The following is a 26,567-nucleotide window of genomic DNA, read 5'->3' on the forward strand; positions in this document are numbered from 1 at the left end:
GGGTGTTCGGGTCGTCGTAGTCGGTGCAGACCTACGCTGGTCCGCTGGCCGGTGTAGATGCGGACGACGACGGTTCCCGGCATCCTGGCGTATCCAGGCGGTTCTCCACCGGGGCGCCTCGGAAGGTGGCGGTCACTGTCGGAGAAGCCGGCGGGGCGCGCCAGCCTGCCTCCGGGAACGGAGCGTGTCTACGAAGTTGCACCAAGCTGCAGCGGCGGAGCCGTTGTCGGCAGTAGTTCCATCCTTGCGGCGATGTCAGCCGCCGCCGTTCTCGCCTGATCGTCAGTCAGTGTGCCCTCTGCTGGTTCTCCGGTACCTACCCAGTAGTCGTCGGACAGGTAGTGCTCGGCCGAGGTCTTGTAGAAGGGCAGGCACACGGTCATGAATTCATGGGCCGTGAGCCTGCCTTCAGCGACGGCCTGGGCTAGAACGTGGAGTGCTTGCATGGTTGCCATTGCGGGTGTCCCTTCCCCCGAGCAGGGGTCCTTCGGCGCGATAGATTGCGGCTATGGGACGGGACGTGCGGGTTGTGTATCGGAAGTTCGACGAGAGTTTGCATTGGCATCAGTGGATGGAGTTTCTTGGGGAGGATGAGTACGGGGTTTGGCTGGGTGGGCGGGTGGGGGCGGTTTCGCAGCGGGGGCATGAGCTGAGGGTGACGGCGGAGGAGGCTCATGTGCAGTTGTTTCCGCGGGGGAAGTGGTTCACGGCGATTTTCAATGATGCGCCGCGGATGACGGAGATTTACTGCGATGTCACTACGCCGGTGGAGTTCTCGGACGATCGGGTGACGATGATCGATCTGGATCTTGATGTGATCAAGCGGCGGGACGGGACTGTGCTGGTGGATGACGAGGACGAGTTCGCCGAGCATCAGGTGAAGTACGGGTATCCGGCCGGGATTGTTGAGCAGGCGCAGGCTTCTTGTGACTGGCTGGTGAAGGCGGTGGCTGATGATGAGCCGTTCACCAGCGTCTACAAGACCTACTTGGATATGGTGCGGTAGCTGACGGTTGTGTTCTTCAGGAGGAGGGCGCCGGGGAGTGGGGCGCGTTGGCCGGCGAACATGTCTGCTACTGGGGAGACCGTGAGGTAGAGGTTCTGGCCGGCTGGTACGTCGACCGCGATCGCGGGGAGTTCGATGGTACGGCGGATGCCGTGGGCTGCTCGTTTTTCGCGCAGTGGCATGGTGTTGTGCTGGATGACGCGGGCGGTCAGGGGGCTGGTGCCAACGCTCAGGGCGAGGAACGCTGGAGTACGCGGCACGATGGTGTAGACGTTGGCGGAGACGCGTGGGGTGCCGGCGACGGTGAGCGGGCCGGCGGCGATCTTCACGTTGACGGGGACGCCGACGCCGGTCGGGGTGGCGATCTTGCCCAGTCGGCGCGAGGTGTTTGCAACCAAACTACGTTGCGTCAGGCAACGACCGTCGGCGGTGGAGAGGTGGTACTCGCCGAAGCCGGTGAGGCCGGTCGACTCCCCCAATAACCGAAGGCGAAGGAAGCGCAGGGCCAGGTCGGCGAAGTTCGGGGAGCCGAGGGCGATCGAGCACGGGTCGCCGGCGGTGCCGTAGCCGGGCGGTACGACGGAAGGCAGTGCGTGGCCGCCGTTGTAGCCGACGAGGAGCGAGCGGGCCCGGGCGCGTGGGGTGAGGGCCCGGTCGAAGATGGACAGGCCCTCGTTGAGGTTGAACAGGTTGTCGGTGATGCCCTGCTCGAGAAGGACCGGTATGTCGAGTTTGCGGCCCTGGGCGACGTGCCACGCCGGCCCGTTGTGGGCGAAGAAGCGGTCGAGCTCCCGGCCCGCCTTGCCCGTGGGCCAGGCCCCGGTCGCGACCAGGGTGAGAAAGGCCTTGCCGATCGACGGCGGCAGGTTCTTGCCGCCGGTCGCGTAGAGGCTGGTCAGCCACATCGTCCGCGCGGTCTCGGAGGGTGCGAGGGAGCGCTTGAGATCCCACCAGGTGATCTCGGGTGCGAGTGCGTCGAAACGGGTCCGGCCCGAGTCGCGGAGCTCCGTGAACGCGCCGGCGAGCTGGTAGCCGCCGCCGTACGAGCCGCCGATGGCACCGATCAGCGGGTCACCCGGTCGTTGCTTGGTCACCCAATCCAGGCCCGCGACAAAGTCGATCAGCTTGACGACGTCGCGGCCCTCGTAGTCGGGGTTCATCACGTGTGCGACGCCGGTGCTCTCGCCGAAGCTGCGCTGGTCGAAGCTCAGTACGCCGAAGCCCGCGTCCAGGTGCGCCCGGAACTGCCGGATGTCCGTGGTCCGCGAACCACCCCAGCCGTGGCTGCTGAAGATCAGCGGCACGGTGTGGGTCGCCGAGGCCACGGCGGGTTTGAAGAGCGAGTAGCAGATCCGCACCGGCACCGAAGTCCCCGGCTCGGGGACCGACGGGACACAGCCGGTGGTCACGGTGTCCTCGGCGACAGCAGCTACGGCAGGGGCTGGGGCCAGCAGGCCGCCCAGCAAGAGGACAGCGGCGGCAAGTCGCATGTGATCACTCCCCGTGGTGGACGGATCTCGCTTCGCACACGCTAGACGACAGTGGCCACCGTCGCCAGTACGAACTGAGACACTGTGCTCCGTGCATATCGCGATCGAGATCGTTGCCCTCGTCGCCGTGGTCGCGGGCGGGGCCGCGCTGGCTCGGCGGATCGGGTTGTCGGCTCCCCTGCTGCTCGTGGTGATCGGGGTCGCCGCGTCCTATCTGCCCTTCGTCCCGCGGGTCGAGCTGGAGCCCGAGGTGGTACTGATCGGGTTCCTGCCCCCGCTGCTGTACTCCGCGGCGATCAAGACCAGCCTGGTCGACTTCACCAAGCACCGCCGGTCGATCGGCCTCCTATCGGTCGGGCTCGTCGCCTTCACCGCGGTCGGTGTCGGCCTGGTCGCCTGGTGGCTGCTCAACCTCGTGGCCGACTCCCAGGGCTACGAACCGCTCCCACTGTGGGCCGCGTTCGCGATCGGCGCGGTCATCGCGCCGCCGGACGCGGTCGCCGCGACCGCGATCGCCAAACGGGTGGGTCTCCCCCGGCGCGTGGTCACGATCCTCGAGGGCGAGAGCCTGGTCAACGACGCGACCGCGCTCGTCATCCTCCGTACGGCGATCGGCGCGGCACTGGTCGTCCCGACCGTGCTCCACGTCGGCCTCGACTTCCTCCGCGCGGCCGGTGGTGGCGTCGCGATCGGCCTGGTGGTGGCGATCGTGCTGGCCAAGATCCGCAAGCGGTTCACCGACCCGGTGCTGGACACCACGCTCAGCCTGACCGCGCCGTTCATCGCGTACGTCGCGGCCGAGAACCACACCATCCACGCGTCCGGCGTACTGGCCGTGGTCGTCTGCGGCCTGATCCTCGGGCACAAGGCGCCGATCATCCAGTCGGCCAAGTCGCGGATCTCGGAGCGGACCAACTGGCGCACCTTCCAGTTCCTGCTCGAGAACACGGTCTTCCTGCTGATCGGCCTGCAGACCCGGTGGATCCTCGACGATCTCGCCGAGAGCCCGCTGCCGGCCTGGCTGATCGCCACCTCGACGGTCGCGGTCTTCCTGGCCACCATCCTGCTCCGGCCGATCTGGGTCATCCCGACCACCTACCTGTCCCGCCGGATCCTCGGCCGGTCCCGTCCTGGCCCGGTCTCGTTCAGTGCGCTGATCGTCGTCTGCTGGGCCGGCATGCGCGGCGTGGTCACACTGGCCGCGGTCTTCACCCTGCCGGAGGACACCCCGCACCGCGAGGTCCTCGTCTTCATGGCCCTGGCCGTCACCGGTGGCACGCTGCTCCTGCAGGGCTCGACACTCCCCTGGCTGGTACGGCGTTTGCAGCTGCCCGGACCGGATCCCGCAGAGGACGCGCTGCAGGAGGCCGCCGTACTGCAAGGTGCGCATCGGGCCGCGATCGAGAAGCTCGACGAGATCAGTAGGCCGGATGATCCCGAGGCCGTTCTCGCGCTTCTGCGCCAGCGTGGGGAGTCACGCGCGCTGGCCGCGTGGGAGCGGCTGGGGCGTCCGGAAACCGAGTACGAGACGCCGAGCGAGGCGTACCGGCGGTTGCGGATGGCGATGCTGGAGGCCGAGCGGGCCCACATCCTCAAGGTCCGCGACGGCGGCCTGGTCGCCGATGAGGTCCTGCAGCGCGCGCAGTCCGTGCTCGACATCGAAGAGTCGCTGCTGGATCGCGACGAGGACGACGACGTCGGCGGCCGCTCCGAGGACCTGCGTCCGCCGGCCTCGGCTACTGGCGACTGCGCGCACCTCATCGACGCGCCTGCGGTGGTCACTCCGAACACGCCTGAGGGTTGTGAGGAGTGTCTGGCCGAGGGCGGTTCCTGGGTGCATCTGCGGTTGTGTCTGGAGTGCGGCCATGTCGGCTGCTGTGATTCTTCGGAGATGAAGCATGGGAGCAAGCACTACGACGAGACCAAGCACCCGGTGATGCGCAGCTTCGAACCCGGTGAGAACTGGCGTTGGTGCTTCGTGGACGAGAAGCTCGGCTGATGGCGGACTGTCTGTTCTGCTCGATCATCGCCGGTACGACGCCGGCGCACATCGTCCTGGACACACCGGACATCGTCGGCTTCCTCGACATCCGGCCGGTGTTCAAGGGGCACACGCTGATCGTGCCGCGTGAGCACGTGCCGACGATGGTCGAGCTGACCGATGAGCTGTCCGTGCCGCTGTTCGGTGCGGCGCGGTCGGTCGCCGCGGCGGTCCGGACGGCGTATGGCGCGCAGGGGTCGTTTGTTGCCGTCAACAACGTTGTGTCCCAGTCCGTCCCCCATCTCCACGTGCACGTCGTGCCGCGGACGAAGGGGGACGGACTACGCGGATTCTTCTGGCCGCGGACGAAGTACGCCGACGATGCCGAAGCCGCCGAGTACGCCGCCAAGCTGCGGAACGTGCTCTAGGGGCGAGCGGTCTCCCACGCAACGGTGTCCTCGAAGGCCAACGCGCGCGCAGCAGCCGGGGTCGGCGGGGTTTCGGCGGTGAGGTGGAGACCCGGCTTGCGGTCCTCGATCGTGAACTGGGCCCGCGTGTACGCCGCAGCCTCGTGGTCCCGGACCGTCCGCAGCGTGCGGAAGTCGGCGACCATCGACTCGCGTGTGATCGTCGTGTTCACGTAACCGCGCAGGTTGTTCTGGAACCGCAGGTGCGGATTCCACTGCAGCCACGGGTGCGCCGTCGTACCGGAGTCGGCGCCGTCGCCACCGGTTGAGATCGACGAGCAGACGAGCTCCGATCCGACCGCCGGTGCCGCCGGGTCGTCGTAGTTCAGCTTCAGATCCGAAGCCCAGTGGGCGTGCACATCACCAGTCAGTACGACGGCATTGCGCACCCGAGCGTCGACCCAGCCGCGGGTGATCCGGTCGCGGGAGGCGACGTACCCGTCCCAGGAGTCCATCGACGTCACCTTCAGCGGGCCCTGGTTGTTGTCGCGCTGCGCGAAGAACACCTGCTGCCCGAGGATGTCCCAGCGGGCCTCGGACCGGCGGAAGCCGTCGATCAGCCACTTCTCCTGCCGCTCCCCCGTGATGGACCGCTTCGGATCCACCGCCGCCGGGCAGTCCTTGTAGCCGTCACCGCAGCCCTGGTCGTCGCGGTACTGCCGGGTGTCGAGCATGTGGAACGTTGCCAGCTCACCCCACTTCACCCGCCGGAAGAGCTGCATGTCGATCCCGCGCGGCTTCGACGACGCGCGCAGCGGCATGTTCTCGTAGTACGCCTGGAAGGCCGCGGCCCGACGGTCCAGGAACCCTTTCTCGGGCTTCTCCGGGATCTCGTCGGCCCAGTTGTTGTCGAGCTCGTGGTCGTCCCAGACGACCAGCCAGGGCGCGACCGCGTGCGCGGCCTGCAGATCCGGGTCGGACTTGTACTGCGCGTGCCGCTGCCGGTACGACGCCAGGTCCGTGGTCTCGGGGCCGTCGTGATCACGGACATTCCCGCCGGGCGCGACGTACGTGTTCTTCGTGTACTCGTACTGGTAGTCGCCCAGGTGCAGCACCAGGTCCGGCCGGTCCTCGGCCAGCCGCCGGTACGCCGTGAAGTAGCCGTGCTCGAACTGCGAACACGAGACGAACGACATCGACAGCTCGTGCGGTGTGGTCCCGCGAGCCGGAGAGGTCAGCGTGCGGCCGGTCGCCGACACGTAGCCCTCGGCACGGAACCGGTAGTAGTACTCCCGGCCCGGCTGCAGACCCTGGACGGTCACATGGACCGCGTGGGCGTGCTCCGGCCGCGCGAACGCAACACCGGCCCGGACCGTGTGGTGGAAGCGCCGGTCGGTCGCTACCTGCCATTGAACGGCGTACGCACGCTTCGGCATCCCGCCGAGTCCGTCCGGCGCGGTCGGGTCGACAGCGAGCCGGGTCCACAGCACGAACCCGTCGGGCCACGGGTCACCGCTCGCGATACCGAGCGTGAACGGATCCTGCCGGACGGGCGTCGCCGCCGCGGTGGCCGGAGCGGTCAGGCCGGCGACCACCGCGCTGGACGCCAGACCGGCTTTCAGGACTGATCTTCGCGAAGTCTCCATGCGGCGAACGCTTCCCACCGAGGACTGCCAGTGGTTGACCACCAGATGGCCAGTGCGTGACAGAAATTGACTCAAGACGTATTTAAGGCTGGCTGAAGATGCTCCGGCACGATGTGACCGCGGTCAAACCTGACCGCTGACGAGGGGGTCGTCATGGGGTGGATCCGGTGCGGGCTGTTCGCTGCGGGACTGCTGATCGTCGCGTCCTGTACGACGGGGACGGGCAGCACGCCGACCGAGACACCAAGTGGTGAGTCACGGCGCGTGATCGTCACCCTGGCCGGTTCGTTCCGGCCCGAGGGTGACCTGGGGGATCAGGCGCGTCGTGCGCAACGCACCGCGATCAGGGCCGCACAGGACGCCGTACTGGCCGAGGTCCCAACGGCACAGGTGATCCGGCGGTACGAGGCCGTACCGCAACTGGCCTTGGTCGTCGACGCGACCGCCCTCGAACGGCTGCAGCACTCACCGCGAGTCGCGGCTGTGCAGGAGGACACCGCGCAGCAGCCCAGCTGAGCGGCATCACAACAATGGGGGAACCACGATGTATGTCCGAAGACTGTTCGTTGCCCTGGCCCTGGCCGGTCTGGCAGCGAGCATCACGCAACTCCCGGCGCAAGCCGCGTCCGATCCGACCACACCCACTGAACAGGCGCTGATCGACAAGGCGGATCGCGAAGGCAGCACGCGCGTGATCGTCAAGGTCGACCAGATCGCCGACAAACAAGCGGTTCTCGACAACATCGACCAGGGTACGGCGGAGCAGAACCGGACCTACCGGTCGTTCCCGCTGCTCGCTCTCGACGCCGACAAGGCGGCGCTGAGTGAGCTGGCCGCCGACCCGAACGTCGTGTCGATCCAGGAGGACAAGGTCGGGTCGCCCACCCTGGGCGGGAGTATCCCGTTCATCCGGGCCAACACGGTGCACCAGCTCGGGTTCACGGGCGCCGGGCAGACCGTTGCGATCCTTGACACCGGCATCGACCGGGATCACCCGTACTTCGGCAGCCGGATCGTGTCCGAGGCCTGCTACTCCAGCACGAACGGCGCCAACGAGGTCTCGCTCTGCCCGAACGGCACGGCCAGTCAGACCGGCGCCGGATCCGCCGATGCCGAGACGGCGAACTGCCTCGACGGTACGAACAACATCTGCGACCACGGCACGCATGTCGCCGGGATCGCCGCCGGCGCGTCGGCCGGGGTGACCGGTGCTCCGGGCAACGGTGTGGCTCCGGGCGCGAACATCATCGCGATCCAGATCTACCACCGCAGCAACACCGGCTGCGACGGCAACCCGCCGTGCGTCCGGTTCTACACGTCGGACTTCATCGCCGGTATGCAGCGCGTCTACGACCTGCGCAACACCTTCACCATCGCTTCGGCGAACCTCAGCGGCGGTGACGACACCAACCAGGCGACGGCCTGCGACGGTAACGCCTCGAAGGCATCGATCGACCTGCTGCTCTCGGTCGGCATCACGACGACCATCTCGGCGGGCAACGAGTCGCACCAGAACGGTGTCGGCGCACCCGCGTGTGTCTCGACCGCAGTCACGGTCGGCGCGATCGGAGTCAATGGCAGCGGCAACGAGGTCGATAGTCCCGCCGGCTACTCGAACCGTGGTCCGCGGCTCGACCTGTTCGCTCCCGGTACGTCGGTGCGCTCATCGATCCCGGACGACACCTGGGCCAACTTCGACGGTACGTCGATGGCAGCTCCGCATGTGGCCGGGGCGTTCGCGGCCCTGCGGCACGCCTACCCGAACGCCACCGCAGCCACCCTGCTCGGGTATCTGCGGGACACCGGGGTCAACATCACCTACGCGACCAGCCCGACGACCAACGCGACCACACCGCGGATCGACCTGCTGGGCTCCCTGCAGCAGGGCAACAACCCGCCGACCATCAGCGCCGACCACAACACCGTGACGGTCAACGAGGGTACGACGGCCAGCAACGCCGGCGGCTTCGGTGATCCCGAAGGTCGGCCGGTCGCGCTGTCCGCTTCCAGCGGGAACGTCGCCAACGTCGGTGGCGGTCGCTGGTCCTGGACTGCCAGCACCAGTGACGGTCCCACGCAGAGTCGCGATGTCACCATCACCGCGACCGACGACAAGGGCGAGACCGCGACCACGACGTTCCGGCTGAACGTCAACAACGTTGCTCCCAGCATCGTCATCGCGCCCGGACAGCCGGGTTCGACGACGGAAGGCGCGTCGTACGGGGTCAACGCGACGTACTCGGATCCGGGCACTCTGGACACCCACACGGCCCAGATCGAATGGGGTGACGGTACGACGACGGGTGTGCCGGCCACGCTCGGCCAGGTCGGCGGCAGCCACACGTACGCCGACAACGGCAACTACACCGTCAAGGTCACCGTGACCGATGACGACGGTGGCACGAGCTCGGCGTCGTTCCCGGTGGTGGTCAGCAACGTGGCTCCGGTCGTGACGATCGATCCGGCGCAGGTGAAGACGATCACCGAGGGCTCGACGTTGGCTGCGAAGGCGTCGTTCGTGGATCCCGGTTCGGCTGACACGCACACGGCGAGCATCGACTGGGGCTTCGGCGCTCCGACCGCTGGTTCGCTGCTGGGGACGACCGTCACCGGAAGCCGGGCGTACGGCGACAACGGCTCGTTCACTGTCGGGGTCAAGGTGACCGACGACGACGGTGGCAGCGGTACGGCGACCTTCCCGGTGCAGGTGACGAACGTGGCACCGACCGCGGTGATCGACGAATCCGGGGCGACGGTGGTGAACGGCGTACCGACGTTCATCGCGCACAGCGGGCAGCCGGTGACGTTCAAGGGCCGGTCGACCGACCCGGGCAGCGACGACCTCGCGCTCAGCTGGAGCTGGGGTGACGGACCGCCCGCGCCGGACGTGACGACGAACTACCTGGTCAACCCGCCGGGATCCGACCAGACACCGAGCCCGTCGCTGCAGCCACGCGATGTGACCGACACCAAGGCGCACACGTTCGGATCGGCCTGTAACTACGACGTGGGCCTCGGCGCACGCGACGACGACGGCGGTTCGAGTGCGGACTCGGCCAAGGTCATCGTGCAGGGCAACGCGCACCTGACCCGGATCGCACCGCTGTGGTACCTGCAGACCCGTCCCGGGCTGCGGATCCCGCCGGTCGACCTGCCGGTGAGCACGATCAACTGCTACCTGCAGGTGGCGCAGCACATGAGCCCGGTCTTCTCCGAGGCGCGTGACGTCTCGACGATGGCGAAGGCACATGCCGTCCTCAACATCCAGTTGCTGAACCCGAAGGCCGAGTTCGACCGGCAGGCGTTGACCGCCTGGCTCAACTTCGCCGACGGTTCGTTCGACCTCGGCAGCGGGGTGGACACCAACCTGGATCTGCAGCCGGACAGCACGTTCGGTGCAGTGATGGCGCAGGCCGAGGCGATCCGCCTCAACCCGGCGTCGACCAACCACCAGATCCGGCAGCAGATCCTGCTGCTGGAGAAGCTCAACACCTTAGGGTTCTAACTCAATGGGCGGTCCAGCCTCTCACTGAGTTTGACCAAGGCACGCTCAACGGCGACCCGGACTGTCTGGTCCGGGTCGCCTGCCAGCGCCTCGACCGCTTCCGCATGCTCGTACTCCCCCGCTGCACCGATAGCCCGTACGGCGGCCGCGCGCACCCGCGGCAACTCGTGCTCCAGCATCGGGAGCAGCGCATCGACCAACTGGCCGAGCTCTCGCTGCGCAGTGATCCGGGCGACGTGCTCACGCACTCGCCAGGCCGGATCGTCCGCCACCGCCAGCAGCGCATCCACCACGTCGTCCCGCCAGACGTAGAGAAACACTCGCGCGGCCCAGACCCGGATCCAGTAGTAGTTGACTGGGTCGACCGGCTGACTCCAGCCACCCGGATTCGCCGAGCCGGTCAAGGCGACCAGCTTCGGCAGGTCTTCGCCGTACGCCGCTTCGCCAGGGATCTCGCCTATCAGGAACGCGACCGCCCAGTCGATCACCGTGTCCTCGCCGTGCGCGGCAACAGCTGCCTGCACAACCTCACGCGGATGGTCCGGAGTCATGCGCCCAGTAAATCCCGTCGCACCGACAATTCCCGCGACCGGTCGGCCCTCTGTCAGGTCAGCAGCTGGGCCCAGTCGTCGAGTTCGCGCAGGATGCGCGGCAGGTGCTCGGCGGCGTCGAGGAGTGAGCGGGTGCAGAAGGCAACCTGCTCCGCGCTCTCGTCGCGGTGCCCCAGCGCGACCCACAGGCACCAGGCGGTGAAGCTGAGGTGCCCGATGAGCAGGCCTGCGAAGGCGGTCGGGTCGGCAGGCCCGGCCGGGCCACCGGCGTCGCGGTAGGACCCGATCAGCGCGCGGATGATCCGGGGGTCGCCGCCCGCGATGCTCTGCTCGTCGGGAGCGGCCAGCCGGACGGCGTTGTTCGCCGCGTCCCACCAGGAGACGTCGGCCGTCGCCGACTCCCAGTCGATCAGCACCAGCCCGCTCGGGGTGGCGAGAATGTTGGCCCGGGCGGCGTCCCCGTGCGTCATCCGCAGTGGCGGACGATTCCGCAGCGCGTCGGCGATCAGGTCGGCCGAGTCCTCGGCCACCCCGAGTACGGCACGAGCAGCCCGGCCCAGCGCCGGGTCGGCCTTCCCCTCGGCCTCGCGGACCCAGTCGCGCCACTCGTCCAACGGGAAGACTTCCGAGGCATCGGCGTCCGGGTCGCCCGCGACATCCAACCGCGCGATCCCGGCCAGCACGCCGCCGAGCCAAGTAGCCAGCTCCTCGTCGGGAACGCGGACTTCCCTCAGATCCCGGCCGTCGACCCACTCGGTCACCCGGACGAGGTCCCCGCCCGGCGGCGCGTACCAGAAGCCCACGCTCGGCTCGGGCGGCTGGACGGGGTGCGGCATCGGGATGCCGGCAGCTGCGGCGGCGCTCTCCAGCCGGTGCACGGTCCAGGCCTTCCTACGCTGCCATTCGGACAGGTCGGCGCGGTCGGCGGAGCCGAGGCGGTCGTACTTCACCACCCAGCGCCCACTCGTCGTCGACACAACTCGAGTGACGGCGGGGCGGTCCCCGTTGGCCAGCGGGCGGTCCTCGAGGACGGCTCCGAGGCCGAACGCGTCGGCGACCTGCTCGGCGTTGATCGGCATCCGGGGAGTGTGCCACGCGCCGTACCGTCGGGGCGACGCTATTTCGACCCACCAGAAATGACCTGAGACGCGGCGCATACTGCCGGACATGGACAAGGTATGACGTCTCCCCCGAGTCCGCCCGTCCCGATACCGATCAGGGTGCGGCCGACGGCCGAGGACGAGTTCCGGGAGCTTTTCGAGCAGAACTTTCGGGAGCTGCTCGGCTATGCGCTGCGTCGCTGCGGCTCCCCCGACGACGCCGCGGACGTCGTGGCCGACACCATGCTGGTTGCCTGGCGCCGGTTCGATGAGGTGCCGGCCGACGGTACGGCGAGGCTCTGGCTGTACGGCGTCGCCCGCCGGGTGCTCGCGAATCACCGGCGCGGGGTGCAGCGGCGGGACCGGCTCGGTGAGCGACTGCGGGTGGAACTGCAGGACGTCGTACCGGACCACGCCGGCGAGGTCGAGGCGAACGCCGTACTGATGGCTGCCCTGGACGGGCTGAGTGACAACGATCGTGAGCTGTTGATGCTCACCACGTGGGAGAACCTCGAGCCGCAGGAGGCGGCCGTGGTGCTCGACGTACCGGCCCGGGTGGTTCGGACCCGGTTGCACCGGGCCCGCGGGCGGTTGCGGAAGCGATTGGGAGACGCGTTCGCCGATCACGGACATGAACGGGATGACAGAACATTGCGACCAGCTCAGGAGGAGCGATGAACGACCGCGAACTCGACCGGCTGGTCGCAGGGGCCAACCCGTTCGGCGACGACAGCGTCCGGCACCTGCCGACCGACCGCGCCGAGTCCGAACTGCTGGAGGAGATCTTGACCACCACCGAACCCGCCACCCGGCTGCGGCCGAGCCGGCGCCGCCGGATCGCTCTCGGCGCCGCCGCCGCGGTCGCCATCGCGGCAGCCGTCGCCGTCGTGGGCTCCGTACTGCCCAAGGACAGTCCGGTCGCGCCGTTCGTGGCCCCGCAGCCGGCGTACGCCGCGGAGCTCCGTGCGATCGCCGAGGCCAACGAGCGGATCCTGATCGACGACCCGGCCTGGAAGATCAGCGAGGTCACCGAGCTCACCAAGGATTCGGGTGATCTGGAGTTCGCCAACGGAGACAAGACCTTCGAACTCACCTGGTACCCGGCCAAGCAGTACAAGTCCCGCTTCGACGGCTGGGCCCATGACGCGATCAGCCGCACCGAGGTCCAGGTGCTCGGGCAGAAGGGCACGCTGTTCCGCCACGCCGCGCCGCCCCCTGGAGGCCCGACTCCGGCCACGGAAGTGGGCAGCAACGGCGAGCAGCACTACCGCCCCATCATCTTCATGCTGCCCCCGAAGGGCGCGACGTACGTCCAGTTCCGCGCCGATCTCGGCTCCGAGGAGGCGTACCGGGAGATCCTCGGCAAGCTGAAGAAGGTCGACGTCAACACCTGGCTCGGCGCGATGCCCGAGTCGGTCGTTAAGCCGGAGAAGCTTCGGGCGGCGGTCGACGGCATGCTCGCCCAGGTCACGGTACCGAAGGGCTTCAACAAGGCGCCGCTGTACAAGGAGACCGTGATCGGGCGGTACCAACTCGGCGCTCGAGTGACCGCCGCGGCGTCCTGTGCGTGGCTCGACCAGTGGGCCGCCGCGACGAAGTCCGGTGACAAGGCCAAGGCAGCCGAGGCTGTGAAGGCCATGCAGGGCAGCAAGTCCTGGAAGATCCTGCACGAGATGAAGGCCGAGGGCTGGTTCCACGAGTCCGTCTGGAGCTACGCCGACGAGATCGCCGGCAAGGTCAAGCCGGGGTCCAAGACCGGCAAACCCGCCTACGGCTACGAGGAAGGCCTCGACTGCAAGCGATTCCGCTAAACGAAAAAGGGCCGACCGGATTGCAGTCCGGTCGGCCCTTCCGTTTGATCAGTTGGCGATCAGGGAGCGCAGCACGTATTGCAGGATGCCGCCGTTGCGGTAGTAGTCCGCCTCACCTGGGGTGTCGATGCGGACGACCGCGTCGAACTCCTTGACCTCGCCCGCCGGCGACGTCGCGGTGACGTGGACGGTGCGCGGGATCGAACCGTCGTTCAGCGCGGTGACGCCGCTGATGTCGAAGGTCTCCTCGCCGGTCAGGCCGAGCGACTCCGCGTTCTCACCCTCGGGATACTGCAGCGGCAGCACGCCCATACCGATCAGGTTCGACCGGTGGATGCGCTCGAAGGACTCCGTGATCACGGCCCGCGCGCCGAGGAGCGCCGTACCCTTGGCTGCCCAGTCGCGCGACGAACCCGAGCCGTACTCCTTGCCGGCCAGGATGACGAGCGGGATGCCGGCCTCGGCGTACGCCTCGGAGGCTTCGTAGATGCTCGTCACCGGGGCGTCGGCCTTGGTGAAGTCGCGGGTGAAACCGCCCTCGGTGCCCGGTGCGATCTGGTTGCGCAGCCGGATGTTCGCGAACGTGCCGCGGATCATCACCTCGTGGTTACCGCGCCGCGAACCGTAGGAGTTGAAGTCCTTGCGGTCGATGTTGTGCTCGGCCAGGTACTTACCCGCCGGGCTGTCGGCCTTGATCGCACCGGCCGGGGAGATGTGGTCGGTCGTCACCGAGTCGCCGAGCTTGGCGAGCACGCGGGCCCCGGCGATGTCGGTCACCGGCGACGGCTCGTGCGCCATCCCGTCGAAGTACGGAGGCTTCCGCACGTAGGTCGACTCGGCGTCCCACGCGAAGGTCTTGCCCTCCGGCGTCGGCAGCGACTGCCAGCGCTCGTCACCGGCGAACACGTCGGCGTAGTCCTTGGTGAACATCTCCTTGGTGATCGAGCTCGCGATCACGCTCTCGACATCGGCCGCGGTCGGCCAGATGTCGCGCAGGAACACGTCGTTGCCGTCCGTGTCCTTGCCCAGGGCTTCGTTCTCGAAGTCGAAGTCCATGGTGCCGGCCAGCGCGTACGCGATCACCAGCGGCGGGCTCGCCAGGTAGTTCATCTTCACGTCCGGGTTGATCCGGCCCTCGAAGTTGCGGTTGCCGGACAGCACCGACACCACCGCCAGATCGGCCGCCTGGACGCCGGCCGATACGGCCTCCGGGAGCGGGCCGGAGTTCCCGATACAGGTCGTGCAGCCGTAACCGACCAGGTGGAAGCCGAGCTTCTCCAGGTACGGCGTGACGCCCGCCTTCTCGTAGTAGTCGGTGACGACCTTCGACCCGGGGGCCAGCGAGGTCTTCACCCACGGCTTGGAGGCGAGACCCTTGTCGACCGCGTTCTTGGCCAGCAGCGCGGCCGCCATCATCACCGACGGGTTCGACGTGTTGGTGCAGGAGGTGATGGAGGCGATCACGACGTGGCCGTGGTCGAGCTCGATCTCCTGGCCGTCGAGGGTGATCTTGGTCTTCTTGGTCGCGCGATCGTTGCTGGGGGCAACGTCATGCGGGTTGTCGTCGACGTTGCCGTGCCCGTTCGGCGCGTCGCTGGCCGGGAAACTCCCGGTCTCCGACGGGTCGACCTCGAGCTCCTCGGTGGCGTAGTCGACGAGCACACCGCGGAAGGACTCCTTGGCCTCGCTCAGCGCGACCCGGTCCTGTGGGCGCTTCGGCCCGGCGATCGACGGTACGACGGTCGACAGGTCCAGCTCGAGGTACTCCGAGAAGCGCGGCTCGACGGCCGGGTTGTGCCACAGCCCCTGCTCCTTGGCGTACGCCTCGACGAGCGCGACCTCGTCGTCGCCGCGGCCGGTCAGGCGCAGGTACTCCAGCGTGATGTCGTCGATCGGGAAGATCGCACAGGTCGAGCCGAACTCCGGGCTCATGTTGCCGATGGTGGCGCGGTTGGCCAGCGGCACCACGGTCACACCGTCGCCGTAGAACTCGACGAACTTGCCGACCACACCGTGCTTGCGCAGCATCTGGGTGATCGTCAGCACGACATCGGTCGCGGTCGCGCCGGCCGGAACCGAACCGGTCAGCTTGAAGCCGACCACCTTCGGGATCAGCATGCTGACCGGCTGGCCGAGCATCGCGGCCTCGGCCTCGATACCGCCGACGCCCCAGCCCAGGACGCCGAGGCCGTTCACCATCGTGGTGTGGCTGTCGGTGCCGACGCAGGTGTCCGGGTACGCCTGGCCGTTGCGGACCATGACGGTCCGGGCCAGGTGCTCGATGTTCACCTGGTGCACGATGCCGGTGCCCGGCGGGACGACCTTGAACTCGTCGAACGCGGTCTGGCCCCAGCGCAGGAACTGGTACCGCTCGCGGTTGCGCTCGTACTCCAGCTCGACGTTGCGCTCGAAGGCGTCCTGGCGGCCGAAGACGTCGATGATGACGGAGTGGTCGATGACCAGCTCGGCCGGCGCCAGCGGGTTGATCCTGGTCGGGTCACCCCCGAGCTCGGCGACCGCCTCGCGCATCGTGGCCAGGTCGACCACACACGGCACCCCGGTGAAGTCCTGCATGATCACCCGGGCGGGGGTGAACTGGATCTCCGTGTCCGGAGCCGCGTTCTGGTCCCAGTTGCCGAGTTTGCGGATGTGGTCGGCGGTGATGTTCGCGCCGTCCTCGGTGCGCAGCAGGTTCTCCAGCAGCACCTTGAGGGAGTAGGGCAGCGTCTCCGCCCCCTCGATACCCGCCAACCTGAAGATCTCGTACGACTGTCCGTTGACCTCGAGTGCCCCCTGGGCACCGAAGCTGTCGACGCTCGCCATCAACCTGCTCCTCTATCCGGTCCAGTTCCGCTGGGGCCCATCCTCCCGGGCCCCCGGCCCGGCCACGAGGTCAGGTAAACCTAACCTGGTGGCAGGGAAGTCTCTCGACATCAAGATACACGACATCGAGTCACTTTCGAAGTTCTACGAGACCTGGGGAAGAACGTCCGACGCGATCAGGTCGAGGTGGTCGAGATCCTGCAGATCCATGATCTGCAGGTAGTACCGGTCGCTGCCGAGTTCGGCGAACCGGCCGAGCTGGTCGACCACCTGATCCGGTGTGCCGCCGACGCCGTGCGCCTTCAACTCGTCCAGCGACCAGCCGACGGCATCCGCGCGCCGCTTCACCTCGGCGTCGTCCTTCCCGACGACGACGCGATGCGCGACCGACAGGGCAAGCGTGTCGGTCGCGCGGCCGATCGCCGTACAGGCTGCTTGGACACGGTCGAACAACACCTTCGTGTCCTCGACGGACTTGAAGCCGGCGTTGAACTCGGTGGCGTACTTCGCGGTGAGCTCCGGCGTGCGCTTCTTGCCGGCGCCACCGACGATGATCGGCGGATGCGGCTGCTGCACCGGCTTCGGCAGCGCCGGAGAGTCCTTCAGCTGGTACTGCTTGCCGTTGAAGTCGTACTTCTCCCCCGCCGGCGTGTCCCACAGCCCGGTGATCACCTCGAGCTGCTCTTCCAGCAGGTCGAAGCGGCCGGGCGTGTCCGGGAAGTCGAGCCCGTACGCCGTGTGCTCCGCCTCGAACCAACCCGCACCGAGCCCGAGCTCCGCCCGCCCGCCGCTCATCTGGTCGACCTGAGCGACCGTGATCGCCAGGACGCCGGGATGCCGGAAGGTCACCGGGCTGACGAGCGTGCCGAGCTTGATGCGCTGGGTCTCACGGGCCAGCCCGGCGAGCGTGATCCAGGAATCGGTCGGGCCCGGCAGGCCGTCCCCGTCACCCATCACGAGGTAGTGGTCGGAGCGGAAGAACGCGTCGAAACCGTTCTCCTCGGTCTTCCGGGCGACGGCGAGGAGGTCGTCGTACGAGGCGCCTTGCTGGGGTTCGGTGAAGATCCTGAGAAGCATGCGGACAACGCTATCTCGCGTTGGTGTACAGCTTCTCCACGTACGACGGCTGCCACTGCGGAGCACGCGCTGCCAGGCGACGGGCCAGGTTGCCGACGTCCAGTCGCGACTCGACCGGGGTGTCCCACCAGTCGGGAACCTGGTCGTACCAACGGTCGATCCGCAGCGTGCGGCCGGCCGCGTCGAACCGCGCGAACAGCCAGCCGCCGTGCTCGCCCTGCGCCTCGGTCAGCCAGAGGTCACCGAGCAGGCCGCTGAGTTTGTCGGCAGCGAACTCGGGGTCGTCGACCTCGGGAGGCTCCAGATCGAACCGGTACGACGGCGCCTCCGGATCGAGCACCTGCACCTGAATCGTGAACCCCGAAGGGACGATCGCGGTCCGCGCCCGGCACCAGGCGTGGAGCGCATCGAACGCCGGTGACCTTCGTGGCCGTGGTCGCGTCTGCTCGCGCTCGGCCCGCATCGCCTCCTCGAGCGAGCCCGGCACCAACTCGACGCCGGGCCCATCGGACCCGACCAGCCCGAGGCCCGGGATCGACATCCCACCCGCACTAGCCAACGCCCCCAGCACCGCGGCCGGCTCCGGCGCGTGAGCGGCTTCGTCCTCGTACTGCTCATCCTCGAACACCGCCGGGATCACCCCGGTCGGCTCATCCGCATCCTCCGGCCACTCCTCGTCGTACTGCGGGTGACCGTTCTGAGCGTGTGCCTCCGGCGCGTACTGCTCCTGCGCTTCAGCAGGCATGCCGGCAGCAGCCTCAGGCGCACGAGTCAGCGCATCCGACGCAGCAGTCGGCTGCCACGGCCCACGCTCACCGCCCTCCTCAGACGCAACCGGACTCGGCTGCCCATCCGGCCACGGCGAAGGCTCACTCGGCTCAGGCACCGGCCCCGGCTCAGGCGGCGGCACCGGCCCCGGCTGCGGATCAGGCTCCCCCGGCGGCACCGGCTGCGGAACCGGCTCCGGCTCCGGCCGAGGCATCGGCTCAGGCGTGGGATACGGAGTCGGATCGGGGCCCGGGTACGGCGTCGGGTCGGGCCCGGGGTACGGCGTGGGGTCGGGCCCGGGGTACGGCGTCGGGTTCGGCCCGGGGTACGGATTCGGCTCAGGCGTCGGGTACGGCGTCGGATCCGGAGCGGGATAAGGCGTGGGATCCGGACGCGGGTACGGCGTCGGGTCGGGCCCGGGGTACGGCGTGGGGTCGGGTCCGGGGTACGACGACGGATCCGGGTCGGACTGCGGCGAGGGACCGGGACCGGGATACGGCGATGGATCCGGACCGGGCTGCGACGCGGGATCGGGACCGGGGTACGACGACGGATCCGGGTCGGGCTGCGGCGAGGGACCGGGACCGGGCGACGGCGTGGGATCCGGAGCGGGCGTCGGCTCCGGTGTCGGATGCGGGTACGGATCCGGCTGCGGCTCGGGCGTCGGACGGGGGTACGGATCCGGGCCGGGGGCGGGATACGGGTCAGGGCCCGGTGCCGGGCGCGGATCGGGAGACGGATGAGGCGTCGGCGCAGGCTGCGGATCCGTGGGCTGCGGCCACGGACCCGGACTCGGCTGCGGCCACGGCTCCGGGTGAGGCTCGACCTGAGCTTCAGGGTATTCATCCGTCGAGGCTTCGACGATCACAGGGATCTCAGCGGTCTCGTCGTCCAGCTCAACGTCCTGGTCACCGTGCGGCTGACGCAGGCCGGCCCCGGCGGATGCGTCTGTCGCCGGTGCGAACGGGCTTCCACCGGTGCCCTCACCTACGAACGGGCGTCCCTCGGAGGGCTCGCCTGCTAACGGGCTTCCACCGGCACGCTCGCCTGTGAACGGACTTCCGTCGGTGCCCTCACCTGCGAACGGGCGTCCCTCGGAGGGCTCGCCTGCTAACGGGCTTCCGGCGGTGGGCTCGCCTGTGAATGGGCTCGGCTCAGTGGGCTCGGCGGGGTGCTGGGCGAAGGGGTTTGGCTGCGGAGCGCTCGGGTGGGCGGGATTCGGGGTGAACTGGTCGGACGGCGTACGGCCTGGCTCGGTGGGACGCGGGGTGGCGTCGACAGCACCGGCGTTGGCGGTGGGGCTCGGCGGTTGGCGGTCGCCTTGGTGTGGTGCGAAGGGGCTGGCGGCGGTTGCGAGCGGTTCCGGGGCGGTGGGGTCGGCCGGCTGAGGCGGGCTGGCGGGGTCGGCTGCTGGGAGGGCGAACGGAGACGGGCCGGTGAACGAGGCCGGGTCGTCGTCGAGGACGGCGGCGATCTCGGCGGTCGGTGCTTCGTCGTCGTCGGCAAATGCAGGAGCCGGGCTGCTGGGTTCGGAGCTCGCGTGGTCCAGAGCGGAGGTGGTCGAGTACTCGGCGGCCGGCGTACCAGGCGTGCCAGAACCTGCAGAGTTCGTCGGGCCGGGGGCTGCCGGGTTTGCGGCGCTGGGAGCCGCCGGAGCACTGGGGGCAGACGTGTTGGCGGACGGCGGCGCCTCGACCCACTCGCCGTTGACCCAGGCAGGTCCGTCCCATCCGTTGGTCGCCTGACCGGCCTGCGGCACCGAACCATCCGCCTGCCCAGACACAGGAGCGAACGGCGACCGCTCGGCGGTCGCATCCATGTCGGCAGGCTCAGAAACAGACGCTGAGCGAGCTGCCGTCGCGCCCGGATCGAACGGCGAATACGCCGCCGTCGCGTCAGGGTCGGATGCCGGAGCGAACGGCGAGCCGGCCGCGACCCCATCCGGACTCGACGCGGAGGCGAACGGCGAGTGCGCCGCATCCTCCGAGACTGGAGCAGATCCTGAGCGGGCTGCCGCCGCGTCCGCGCCTGGAGCAAACGGGGAGTGCGCAACTGTCGCCTCGGGGTCCGAAGCGGGAGCGAACGGCGAGCGGGCAGGCGCAGCATCCGGGGTCGACGGAGGTGCGAACGGGGAGTGCGCAGCTGTTGCGTCTGGGGCCGAGGTGGGAGCGAACGGCGAGCCTGCTGCCGCCGCATCCGGGGTTGGCGCGGGAGCGAACGGCGAGGGGGCAGCCGTCGCCTCCGGGGTCGGGGGGACGGGCGGATGGGCAGCTGTTGCGTCTGGGTCTGCGGCGGGCGGGAACGGGGTGTGGGGGGCGAGGGCTGGGCGTTCGGCGGTTGCGTCTAGGTCGGACAGTGGCGGCGCGAAGGGGGACTGGGCTGCGGGTGCGCCCTCCGAGGGGGCGGCGGTGTCTTGGAAGGGGTTGTATTCGTTGGTGGCTTCGGAGTCGGACCAGGCGGGTTGTTCGGCGGTTTCCCAGTCCTGGTCAGGGGTGGGGGTTGCGGGGGTGTCGGCGAAGAGGCTGGCGTAGAAGTCGTCGCCTTCGTGGCGGCCGTCGCCTACGCGTGGGGGTTCGGAGGAGGGCAGGCGGTTGTACGGGAGGCCGTTGTCGGGGACGTCCGTCGGGACGTAGGAGCCGAGCGCGGGAGCGGCGGGCTGGGCGGGCGGGGGTGGCGGGTCGTCCTGTTTGCGGCGGCGGAGCCAGCCCTGCTTCTTGCCGACGACGCCGTACTCGTCGGGCTTCGGTGTGTCGTCACGACCGAAGGGGACCTGCTGGTACGCGGCCGGCTGACCGGACTCGAGCGGAATACCTCCGGTGTCGGTGGCGATCGGCTGCCCGGTGAACGGGCTGATACCCGGCGGCACGACGAAGGATTCCTCGTCGTCCGCTGCCCGTCCGTCGTCGCGTGCTCCAGTCACGCCAGGCTCAACGACCGAACCCACACCCGCGTCAGGCCCGGACGGAAACTTTTCCGGGACTGCAAGATTCGGCACCCCGGCCGGCGCCGCACCGGGCGTGAACTCCCGGGCCGCCGCCACCCCGACCGGGATGTTCGGCTGCACCGGAGACCGCGGGTCGATGGTGAATGCCGCGAAGAACGCGGTCAGCGCCTCCGGCGTGATGGCTCCGCCGGTCCGGATCAGGGCGATACCGGCCGGGAGCAACTCGTCGAGACCGCCGAGGTAGTCGGCCCACTCGGCGACCCACTCGATCATCTCCCGGGCGGAGTCCTCCTCGGAGGTGATCCAGCCGCCGATCTGCAGGAAGCCGTCCGGCACCGGCTCCCACGGGTCACCCTCGTACGCCGCGCGCCCCCAGGTGCCGTTGAACGCGCCGTAGACGAACCCCAGCTCCCCCGCCGAGAGCCGCTGCCGTACCTCGGGCTGGCCGATCCAGTCGGGCGATCCGGCCAGCAGGTCCGAGCCTGCGGTCTGGCTGTGCTGGGTCTGGTAGCCGAACAGGACGGCCCGGCCTTCTCCCAGGCGCTGGAGGCGCAGGATGGAGCCCGTCTCGTCCTGGTGGTAGTACCCGCCGGCATCGGCGTACCACCGCCGGTCGAAACCGGTGGCGTGGGACACGGCGGCCAGCGCGCTCCAGCGAGCGCGCAACTCCTCCGGGTCGTCGAGATCAACGAGCGGCATTCAGGTCTCCAGCGCATTGGAATCCAGACCCAGCACGCTACCCGAGGGGTAGGACACTCACCACTCAGCTGTCCACAGGCTGCAACACGGCGACGCACTCGATGTGGTGCGTCATCCCGAACAAGTCGAACGCCCGCAGTGACGCGATCCCGTACCCGAGCCGCCCAAAGGTCTTCAGATCCCGCGCCAACGCCGCCGGGTCACACGCCACATATGCGATCCGCCGCGGCGAGAGCGCGGCAATTCGCCGTACGACGTCCTTCCCGGCACCTGTCCGTGGCGGATCCAGCACGACCAGGTCGACGTGCTCGAGTCCCTGCCCGGCCGCGGTGTTGAGCACCCGGTCCACGTCACCAGCCTCGAGTGTCACGCTCGGCAGGTCGTGCAGGTTGCGCCGCGCGTTCTTGACCGCGTCCTTGTCACCCTCCACCGCCAGCACCGTGCACCCAGCCTCGGCCAGGAAGGCCGCAAACAGCCCCACACCGGAGTACAGGTCCAGAGCCGACTCCCCGGCCACAGGCTCCAGTCCGCTCATCACAGCGTCCACCAGCGTCTCCGGCGCGGCCGGGTGCACCTGCCAGAAGCCTCCGGCCTCCACCCGGAACCGCCGGTTCCGCACGACCTCCACGACCCGACCAGCCGGCGTCGAGTCCGTCAGTACGGCGGTCTTGCCCTCAGACGACACCACCGCCTGCACGGACGTCGCTCCCGGCCACCGCTGCCCCAGCACGTCCGGAGTCCCCGGATGAGCGATCAGGCACTTGTCGATCGGGATCAGCTCGTGGGAACGGTGTGCACGCATCCCCGGCCGGCCGTCGACAACGGCGTACCGCTGTCGTGTCCGCCAGCCGAGCCCTTCATCCCCTGGTGACTCCATCACCACGGTCCGCTCGATCCCACCGATCCGCCGGAGCGTGTCGGAGACCACGGTGGCCTTCAGACGGCGCTGCTCGACGATGTTGGCGTGCTGGAAGTCGCAGCCACCGCACAACCCAGGACCGGCGTACGGGCACGGCGGCTCGATCCGCTGCGGTGACGGCGTCAGCACCTGTACGGCGTCAGCCCGCAGGTACTTCGCGGTCTGCTCGGTGATCCGGGCATGCACCAGCTCACCCGGGAGCGCGTGGCGGACGAAGACGACCTGTCCTTCGTACCTGGCCACGCAGTGGCCGCCGTGCGCCACTGGTCCTACTTCGACCTCAACTACCGTACCGACGATGCTCTCGGCTGTGTCCTCGGCTGTCACCGATCTCCTGACGACTTGCGGGCCCCGCGGCGTACCTGTCCGGCCACTCGTTCCTCCCGGTCCTGCCGCTCCTCCGCAGCCTGCGACGAGATCAGCTGGTAAGGAACGGACGTAACCATGACACCAGGTGTGAACAAGAGCCGCCCCTTGAGCCGCAGTGCGCTCTGGTTGTGCAGGGCGTGTTCCCACCAGTGACCGACCACGTATTCGGGGATGTAGACCATCACCACGTCCCGCGGCGACTGCCTACGGATGTCCCGCACGTACTGCAGGATCGGCCGGGTGATCTCCCGGTACGGCGACGCGAGGCGCTTCAGCGGGATCGGGATCCCCATCCGGTCCCACTCCGCCTGGAGTACGTCGGACTCGGCGCGGTCGACGTCCACCGTGACCGCCTCGACCGTGTACGGCCGGGCCGCCTTGGCGAAGGCCAGCGCCCGCAGGGTCGGCTTGTGCAGCTTGGAGACCAGCACGATGGCGTGCACCCGGGAGGGCAGCATCAGGGTCTCGTCACCCTCGACAGCGGTCTGCTTACCGACCGTGTCGTAGTGCCGGCGGATCCCCTTCATCAGCAGGAACAGGACGGCCATCGCGATGATCGCGATGTAGGCACCGTGGGTGAACTTGGTGATCAGCACGATCACCAGGACGACTGCGGTCATCGTGAGACCGACCGTGTTGATCACCCGGGACCGCATCATCTGCCGGCGCTTGCCGCCGTCGGACTCGGTCTTGAGGTGCCGGGTCCAGTGCCGGATCATGCCGAACTGGCTGAGTGTGAAGCTGACGAACACGCCGACGATGTAGAGCTGGATCAGCTTGGTGACCTCGGCGTCGAAGGCGACGATCAGCCCGATCGCGCAGAGCGCCAGCACGATGATGCCGTTGCTGTAGGCCAGCCGGTCACCGCGGGTGTGCAGCTGCCGCGGCAGGAAGCCGTCCCGGGCCAGGATCGACCCGAGGACCGGGAAGCCGTTGAAGGCCGTGTTCGCGGCCAGCACCAGGATCAGCATGGTCGCGCCGATCACCAGGTAGAAACCAGGTGAGAAGTTCGAGAACACCGAGTCGGCGATCTGGGCGATCACGGTCTTCTGGGCGTAGCCGCTACCGACCGGCTGGCCATCCGGTCCCAGCAGCTGGGTCGCGGGGTCCTCGGCGAACCGCAGCCGGATCTTGTCGGCCAGGAACAGGATGCTCATCAGCATCGTGACCGCGATCGTGCCGAGCAGCAGCAGCGTGGTCGCCGCGTTCTTGCTCTTCGGCTTCCGGAACGCCGGTACGCCGTTGCTGATCGCCTCGACACCGGTCAGCGCGGCACACCCGGAGGAGAACGCCCGGGCCAGCAGGAACACCGCCGCGAGCCCGCTGAACACCTCGTGCCCCGGCTCGGGCCGGACCTCGAACTGAGCGCTCTCAGCCATCGGCAGTTCGCCGAACGCATACCGGATGACGCCCCAGAGCGACATGCCGATCACCGCGGCCATGAAGATGTACGTCGGGGTTGCGAAGAACGCCCCGGACTCCCGGACACCGCGCAGGTTCATCGCGGTCAGCAGCAGCACCAGCCCGACCCCGAGCGGCACCTCGTGGCCGGCCAGGAACGGGAGCGCGGACTTCGCGTTCTGCACCCCCGACGAGATCGACACGGCCACGGTCAGCACGTAGTCGACCATCAGCGCGCTGGCCACGGTCAGACCGGCCGTCGGGCCGATGTTGACCGTGGCCACCTCGTAGTCGCCACCACCGGACGGGTAGGCGTGCACGTTCTGCCGGTAGGACGCGACCACGACGAGCATCACGAACGCGACCAGCAGGCCGATCTTCCAGGAGAAGCTGTAGGCGGCCAGACCGGCCAGGGACAGGGTCAGGAAGATCTCGTCAGGTGCGTAGGCGACCGAGGACAGAGCGTCACTGGCGAACACCGGAAGGGCGAGCCGCTTGGGCAAAAGCGTCTCACCCAGCTGGGTGCTGCGCAGTTTGCGACCGAGCAGCAGCCGTTTACCGATATCGCCGAGAGCGGGAGTCACACGGGAGATGTTAGAGGGACCCGGGTACTCCTGTAGCGTCTAGCCCTGCCGAACCGACCAGTGTGCCCCGACGGGGCAAGGAGTGATCAGCGAGTGCACGTCGTCATCATGGGGTGCGGCCGCGTCGGGTCGACGCTGGCGAGAAACCTCGAGAAGCGCGGCCATACGGTCGCGATCATCGACCAGTCCGCCGACTCCTTCCGCCGGCTGAGCCCGAACTTCACCGGCCGCACGGTCACCGGGATGGGCTTCGACCGCGAGGTGCTCATCGACGCCGGGATCGAGGAGGCCGAGGCCTTCGCCGCGGTCTCCAACGGCGACAACTCGAACATCCTGGCCGCGCGCGTCGCCCGGGAGAACTTCGGGATCGGCAACGTGGTGGCCCGGATCTACGACCCGGGCCGCGCCGAGGTCTACCAGCGGCTCGGTATCCCCACCGTCGGCACGGTCCGCTGGACGGTCGACCAGATGATGCGCCGGCTGCTGCCCGAGGGTTCGGAGCCGGAGTGGCGCGACCCGTCCGGCACGGTCCGGCTCGCCGAGGTGCACGTGCACTCGGCGTGGGTCGGCCGGCTCGCGTTCGACATCGAGAAGGCCACCGGTGCGCGGGTCGCGTTCCTGACCCGGCTCGGCGAGGGCGTGCTGCCCAAGGCCGACACGGTCATCCAGGAGGGCGACCTGGTCCACGTCGTGATGCTGGAGCGGGACGCCGCCGCGATCGAGTCCCAGCTCGGCACCAAGCCTGAGGAGCTGTGATGCGGGTAGCCATCGCCGGGGCCGGCCAGGTCGGCCGGTCGATCGCCAGCGAACTGCTGGACAACGGCCACGAGGTCCTGCTGATCGACAAGGACCCGCGCGCGATCAAGGCCGAGTCGGTCCCCCGCGCCGAGTGGCTGCTGGCCGACGCCTGCGAGCTCTCCTCCCTGGAGGAGGCCGCCCTGCAGCGCTGCCAGGTCGCCATCGCCAGCACCGGCGACGACAAGGTCAACCTCGTCGTCTCCCTGCTCGCCAAGACCGAGTTCGGCGTCCCCCGAACCGTTGCCCGGGTCAACCACCCCCGCAACGAGTGGATGTTCAACGAGGCCTGGGGCGTCGACGTCTCTGTCTCCACCCCCCGCATCATGTCCGCCCTGGTGGAAGAAGCCGTCTCCGTAGGCGACCTGGTCCGCCTGTTCACCTTCCGCCAAGGCGACGCCAACCTCGTGGAACTCACCCTCCCCGAGGACTCCCCCATGATCGGTCTCCGCGTCGGCGACATCGACTGGCCCCTCGACACCGCCCTGGTCGTCATCCTCCGCGAAGGCCGAGTCCTCCGCCCGGACCCCGACGGCACCCTCGAACTCAACGACGAACTCCTCTTCGTCGCCGCCGACGAAACCGAAGAACAACTGGAAGACATGCTCTCGCCCCACCACCACCGAGGCCGAGACCGCTCCTCCTAGGTCCGGAAAACCCAAAGGCGTCCAGCAATCAGCTGGACGCCTTT

The 26,567-nt window shown here is 68.7% G+C and carries 19 protein-coding genes; 9 read left to right on the top strand and 10 right to left on the bottom strand.

The window, feature by feature from the left end:
- Positions 1 to 188: 188 nt before the first annotated feature.
- On the bottom strand, positions 189 to 455 hold the full coding sequence (locus ACFCV3_RS19610) for a hypothetical protein (RefSeq protein WP_376031655.1): 267 nt from the start codon (positions 453 to 455) through the stop codon (positions 189 to 191).
- Positions 456 to 508: 53 nt separating this feature from the next.
- Between ACFCV3_RS19610 and ACFCV3_RS19615 the strand changes: the two genes are divergently transcribed.
- Positions 509 to 1,006, top strand: a complete 498-nt coding sequence (locus ACFCV3_RS19615; protein ID WP_376031657.1) for a DUF402 domain-containing protein — start codon at positions 509 to 511, stop codon at positions 1,004 to 1,006.
- On the opposite strand, the gene ACFCV3_RS19620 is transcribed toward ACFCV3_RS19615, so the two are convergent.
- Complete coding sequence (locus ACFCV3_RS19620) at positions 985 to 2,496, bottom strand: CocE/NonD family hydrolase (protein ID WP_376031659.1); 1,512 nt, start codon at positions 2,494 to 2,496, stop codon at positions 985 to 987. The two genes, ACFCV3_RS19615 and ACFCV3_RS19620, sit on opposite strands and share 22 nt — an antisense overlap.
- A 91-nt stretch (positions 2,497 to 2,587) precedes the next feature.
- On the opposite strand from ACFCV3_RS19620, the gene ACFCV3_RS19625 reads away from it, so the two are divergent.
- Both ACFCV3_RS19625 and ACFCV3_RS19630 read left to right on the top strand, forming a co-directional pair.
- Entirely contained in the window at positions 2,588 to 4,495 is a 1,908-nt protein-coding gene (locus tag ACFCV3_RS19625; RefSeq protein WP_376031661.1) for a Na+/H+ antiporter, read from the top strand.
- Positions 4,495 to 4,905: an HIT family protein gene (locus ACFCV3_RS19630; protein WP_376031663.1), complete on the top strand. Its 411-nt coding sequence runs from the start codon at positions 4,495 to 4,497 to the stop codon at positions 4,903 to 4,905. Before ACFCV3_RS19625 ends, ACFCV3_RS19630 begins: the two co-directional genes overlap by 1 nt.
- Here the strand turns inward: ACFCV3_RS19630 and ACFCV3_RS19635 are convergent.
- Positions 4,902 to 6,530 carry an alkaline phosphatase D family protein gene (locus tag ACFCV3_RS19635; protein ID WP_376031665.1) on the bottom strand — a complete coding sequence of 543 codons (1,629 nt, stop codon included), beginning with the start codon at positions 6,528 to 6,530 and terminating at the stop codon, positions 4,902 to 4,904. The genes ACFCV3_RS19630 and ACFCV3_RS19635 overlap by 4 nt on opposite strands.
- 153 nt (positions 6,531 to 6,683) lie before the next feature.
- Here ACFCV3_RS19635 and ACFCV3_RS19640 point away from each other — a divergent pair, with 153 nt between their 5' ends.
- Both ACFCV3_RS19640 and ACFCV3_RS19645 read left to right on the top strand, forming a co-directional pair.
- A complete protein-coding gene (locus ACFCV3_RS19640) occupies positions 6,684 to 7,046 on the top strand; it encodes a hypothetical protein (RefSeq protein WP_376031667.1) in 363 nt (120 codons plus the stop codon).
- A gap of 28 nt (positions 7,047 to 7,074) precedes the next feature.
- Positions 7,075 to 10,035 (top strand): S8 family serine peptidase, encoded by a 2,961-nt coding sequence (locus ACFCV3_RS19645; protein WP_376031669.1) that lies wholly within the window; start codon positions 7,075 to 7,077, stop codon positions 10,033 to 10,035.
- Here ACFCV3_RS19645 and ACFCV3_RS19650 read toward each other — a convergent pair.
- Together ACFCV3_RS19650 and ACFCV3_RS19655 are read right to left on the bottom strand one after the other, a co-directional pair.
- Entirely contained in the window at positions 10,032 to 10,586 is a 555-nt protein-coding gene (locus tag ACFCV3_RS19650) for a HEAT repeat domain-containing protein (protein WP_376031671.1), read from the bottom strand. The two genes, ACFCV3_RS19645 and ACFCV3_RS19650, sit on opposite strands and share 4 nt — an antisense overlap.
- Positions 10,587 to 10,639: 53 nt before the next feature.
- Positions 10,640 to 11,665 carry a phosphotransferase enzyme family protein gene (locus tag ACFCV3_RS19655; RefSeq protein ID WP_376031673.1) on the bottom strand — a complete coding sequence of 342 codons (1,026 nt, stop codon included), beginning with the start codon at positions 11,663 to 11,665 and terminating at the stop codon, positions 10,640 to 10,642.
- A 99-nt stretch (positions 11,666 to 11,764) separates the two neighbouring features.
- Between ACFCV3_RS19655 and ACFCV3_RS19660 the strand changes: the two genes are divergently transcribed.
- Positions 11,765 to 12,364, top strand: coding sequence for an RNA polymerase sigma factor (locus tag ACFCV3_RS19660; RefSeq protein WP_376031675.1), 600 nt, complete (start codon positions 11,765 to 11,767; stop codon positions 12,362 to 12,364).
- Positions 12,361 to 13,497: a hypothetical protein gene (locus tag ACFCV3_RS19665; protein WP_376031677.1), complete on the top strand. Its 1,137-nt coding sequence runs from the start codon at positions 12,361 to 12,363 to the stop codon at positions 13,495 to 13,497. Before ACFCV3_RS19660 ends, ACFCV3_RS19665 begins: the two co-directional genes overlap by 4 nt.
- A gap of 48 nt (positions 13,498 to 13,545) precedes the next feature.
- Here ACFCV3_RS19665 and acnA read toward each other — a convergent pair whose 3' ends face one another.
- The 5 genes from acnA to ACFCV3_RS19690 all read right to left on the bottom strand — a co-directional run bounded on the left by acnA (position 13,546) and on the right by ACFCV3_RS19690 (position 25,081).
- Complete coding sequence (gene acnA / locus ACFCV3_RS19670) at positions 13,546 to 16,320, bottom strand: aconitate hydratase AcnA (protein ID WP_376031679.1); 2,775 nt, start codon at positions 16,318 to 16,320, stop codon at positions 13,546 to 13,548.
- A gap of 144 nt (positions 16,321 to 16,464) precedes the next feature.
- Positions 16,465 to 17,397, bottom strand: a complete 933-nt coding sequence (locus ACFCV3_RS19675) for an LLM class F420-dependent oxidoreductase (protein ID WP_376031681.1) — start codon at positions 17,395 to 17,397, stop codon at positions 16,465 to 16,467.
- 10 nt (positions 17,398 to 17,407) lie between these two features.
- A complete protein-coding gene (locus ACFCV3_RS19680) occupies positions 17,408 to 21,808 on the bottom strand; it encodes a hypothetical protein (protein ID WP_376031683.1) in 4,401 nt (1,466 codons plus the stop codon).
- A 64-nt stretch (positions 21,809 to 21,872) separates the two neighbouring features.
- On the bottom strand, positions 21,873 to 23,054 hold the full coding sequence (locus tag ACFCV3_RS19685; RefSeq protein ID WP_376031685.1) for a class I SAM-dependent RNA methyltransferase: 1,182 nt from the start codon (positions 23,052 to 23,054) through the stop codon (positions 21,873 to 21,875).
- Positions 23,051 to 25,081 (bottom strand): APC family permease, encoded by a 2,031-nt coding sequence (locus ACFCV3_RS19690; RefSeq protein ID WP_376031687.1) that lies wholly within the window; start codon positions 25,079 to 25,081, stop codon positions 23,051 to 23,053. The genes ACFCV3_RS19685 and ACFCV3_RS19690 overlap by 4 nt, the downstream gene beginning before the upstream one ends.
- A gap of 93 nt (positions 25,082 to 25,174) precedes the next feature.
- On the opposite strand from ACFCV3_RS19690, the gene ACFCV3_RS19695 reads away from it, so the two are divergent.
- The gene (locus ACFCV3_RS19695) at positions 25,175 to 25,837 is read left to right on the top strand and encodes a potassium channel family protein (RefSeq protein ID WP_376031688.1); all 663 of its coding nucleotides are present in this window, start codon (positions 25,175 to 25,177) and stop codon (positions 25,835 to 25,837) included.
- The gene (locus tag ACFCV3_RS19700) at positions 25,837 to 26,523 is read left to right on the top strand and encodes a potassium channel family protein (RefSeq protein WP_376031690.1); all 687 of its coding nucleotides are present in this window, start codon (positions 25,837 to 25,839) and stop codon (positions 26,521 to 26,523) included. The genes ACFCV3_RS19695 and ACFCV3_RS19700 overlap by 1 nt, the downstream gene beginning before the upstream one ends.
- Positions 26,524 to 26,567 lie beyond the last annotated feature (44 nt).

The organism is Kribbella sp. NPDC056345 (genome assembly GCF_042262745.1).
GTDB lineage: Bacteria > Actinomycetota > Actinomycetes > Propionibacteriales > Kribbellaceae > Kribbella.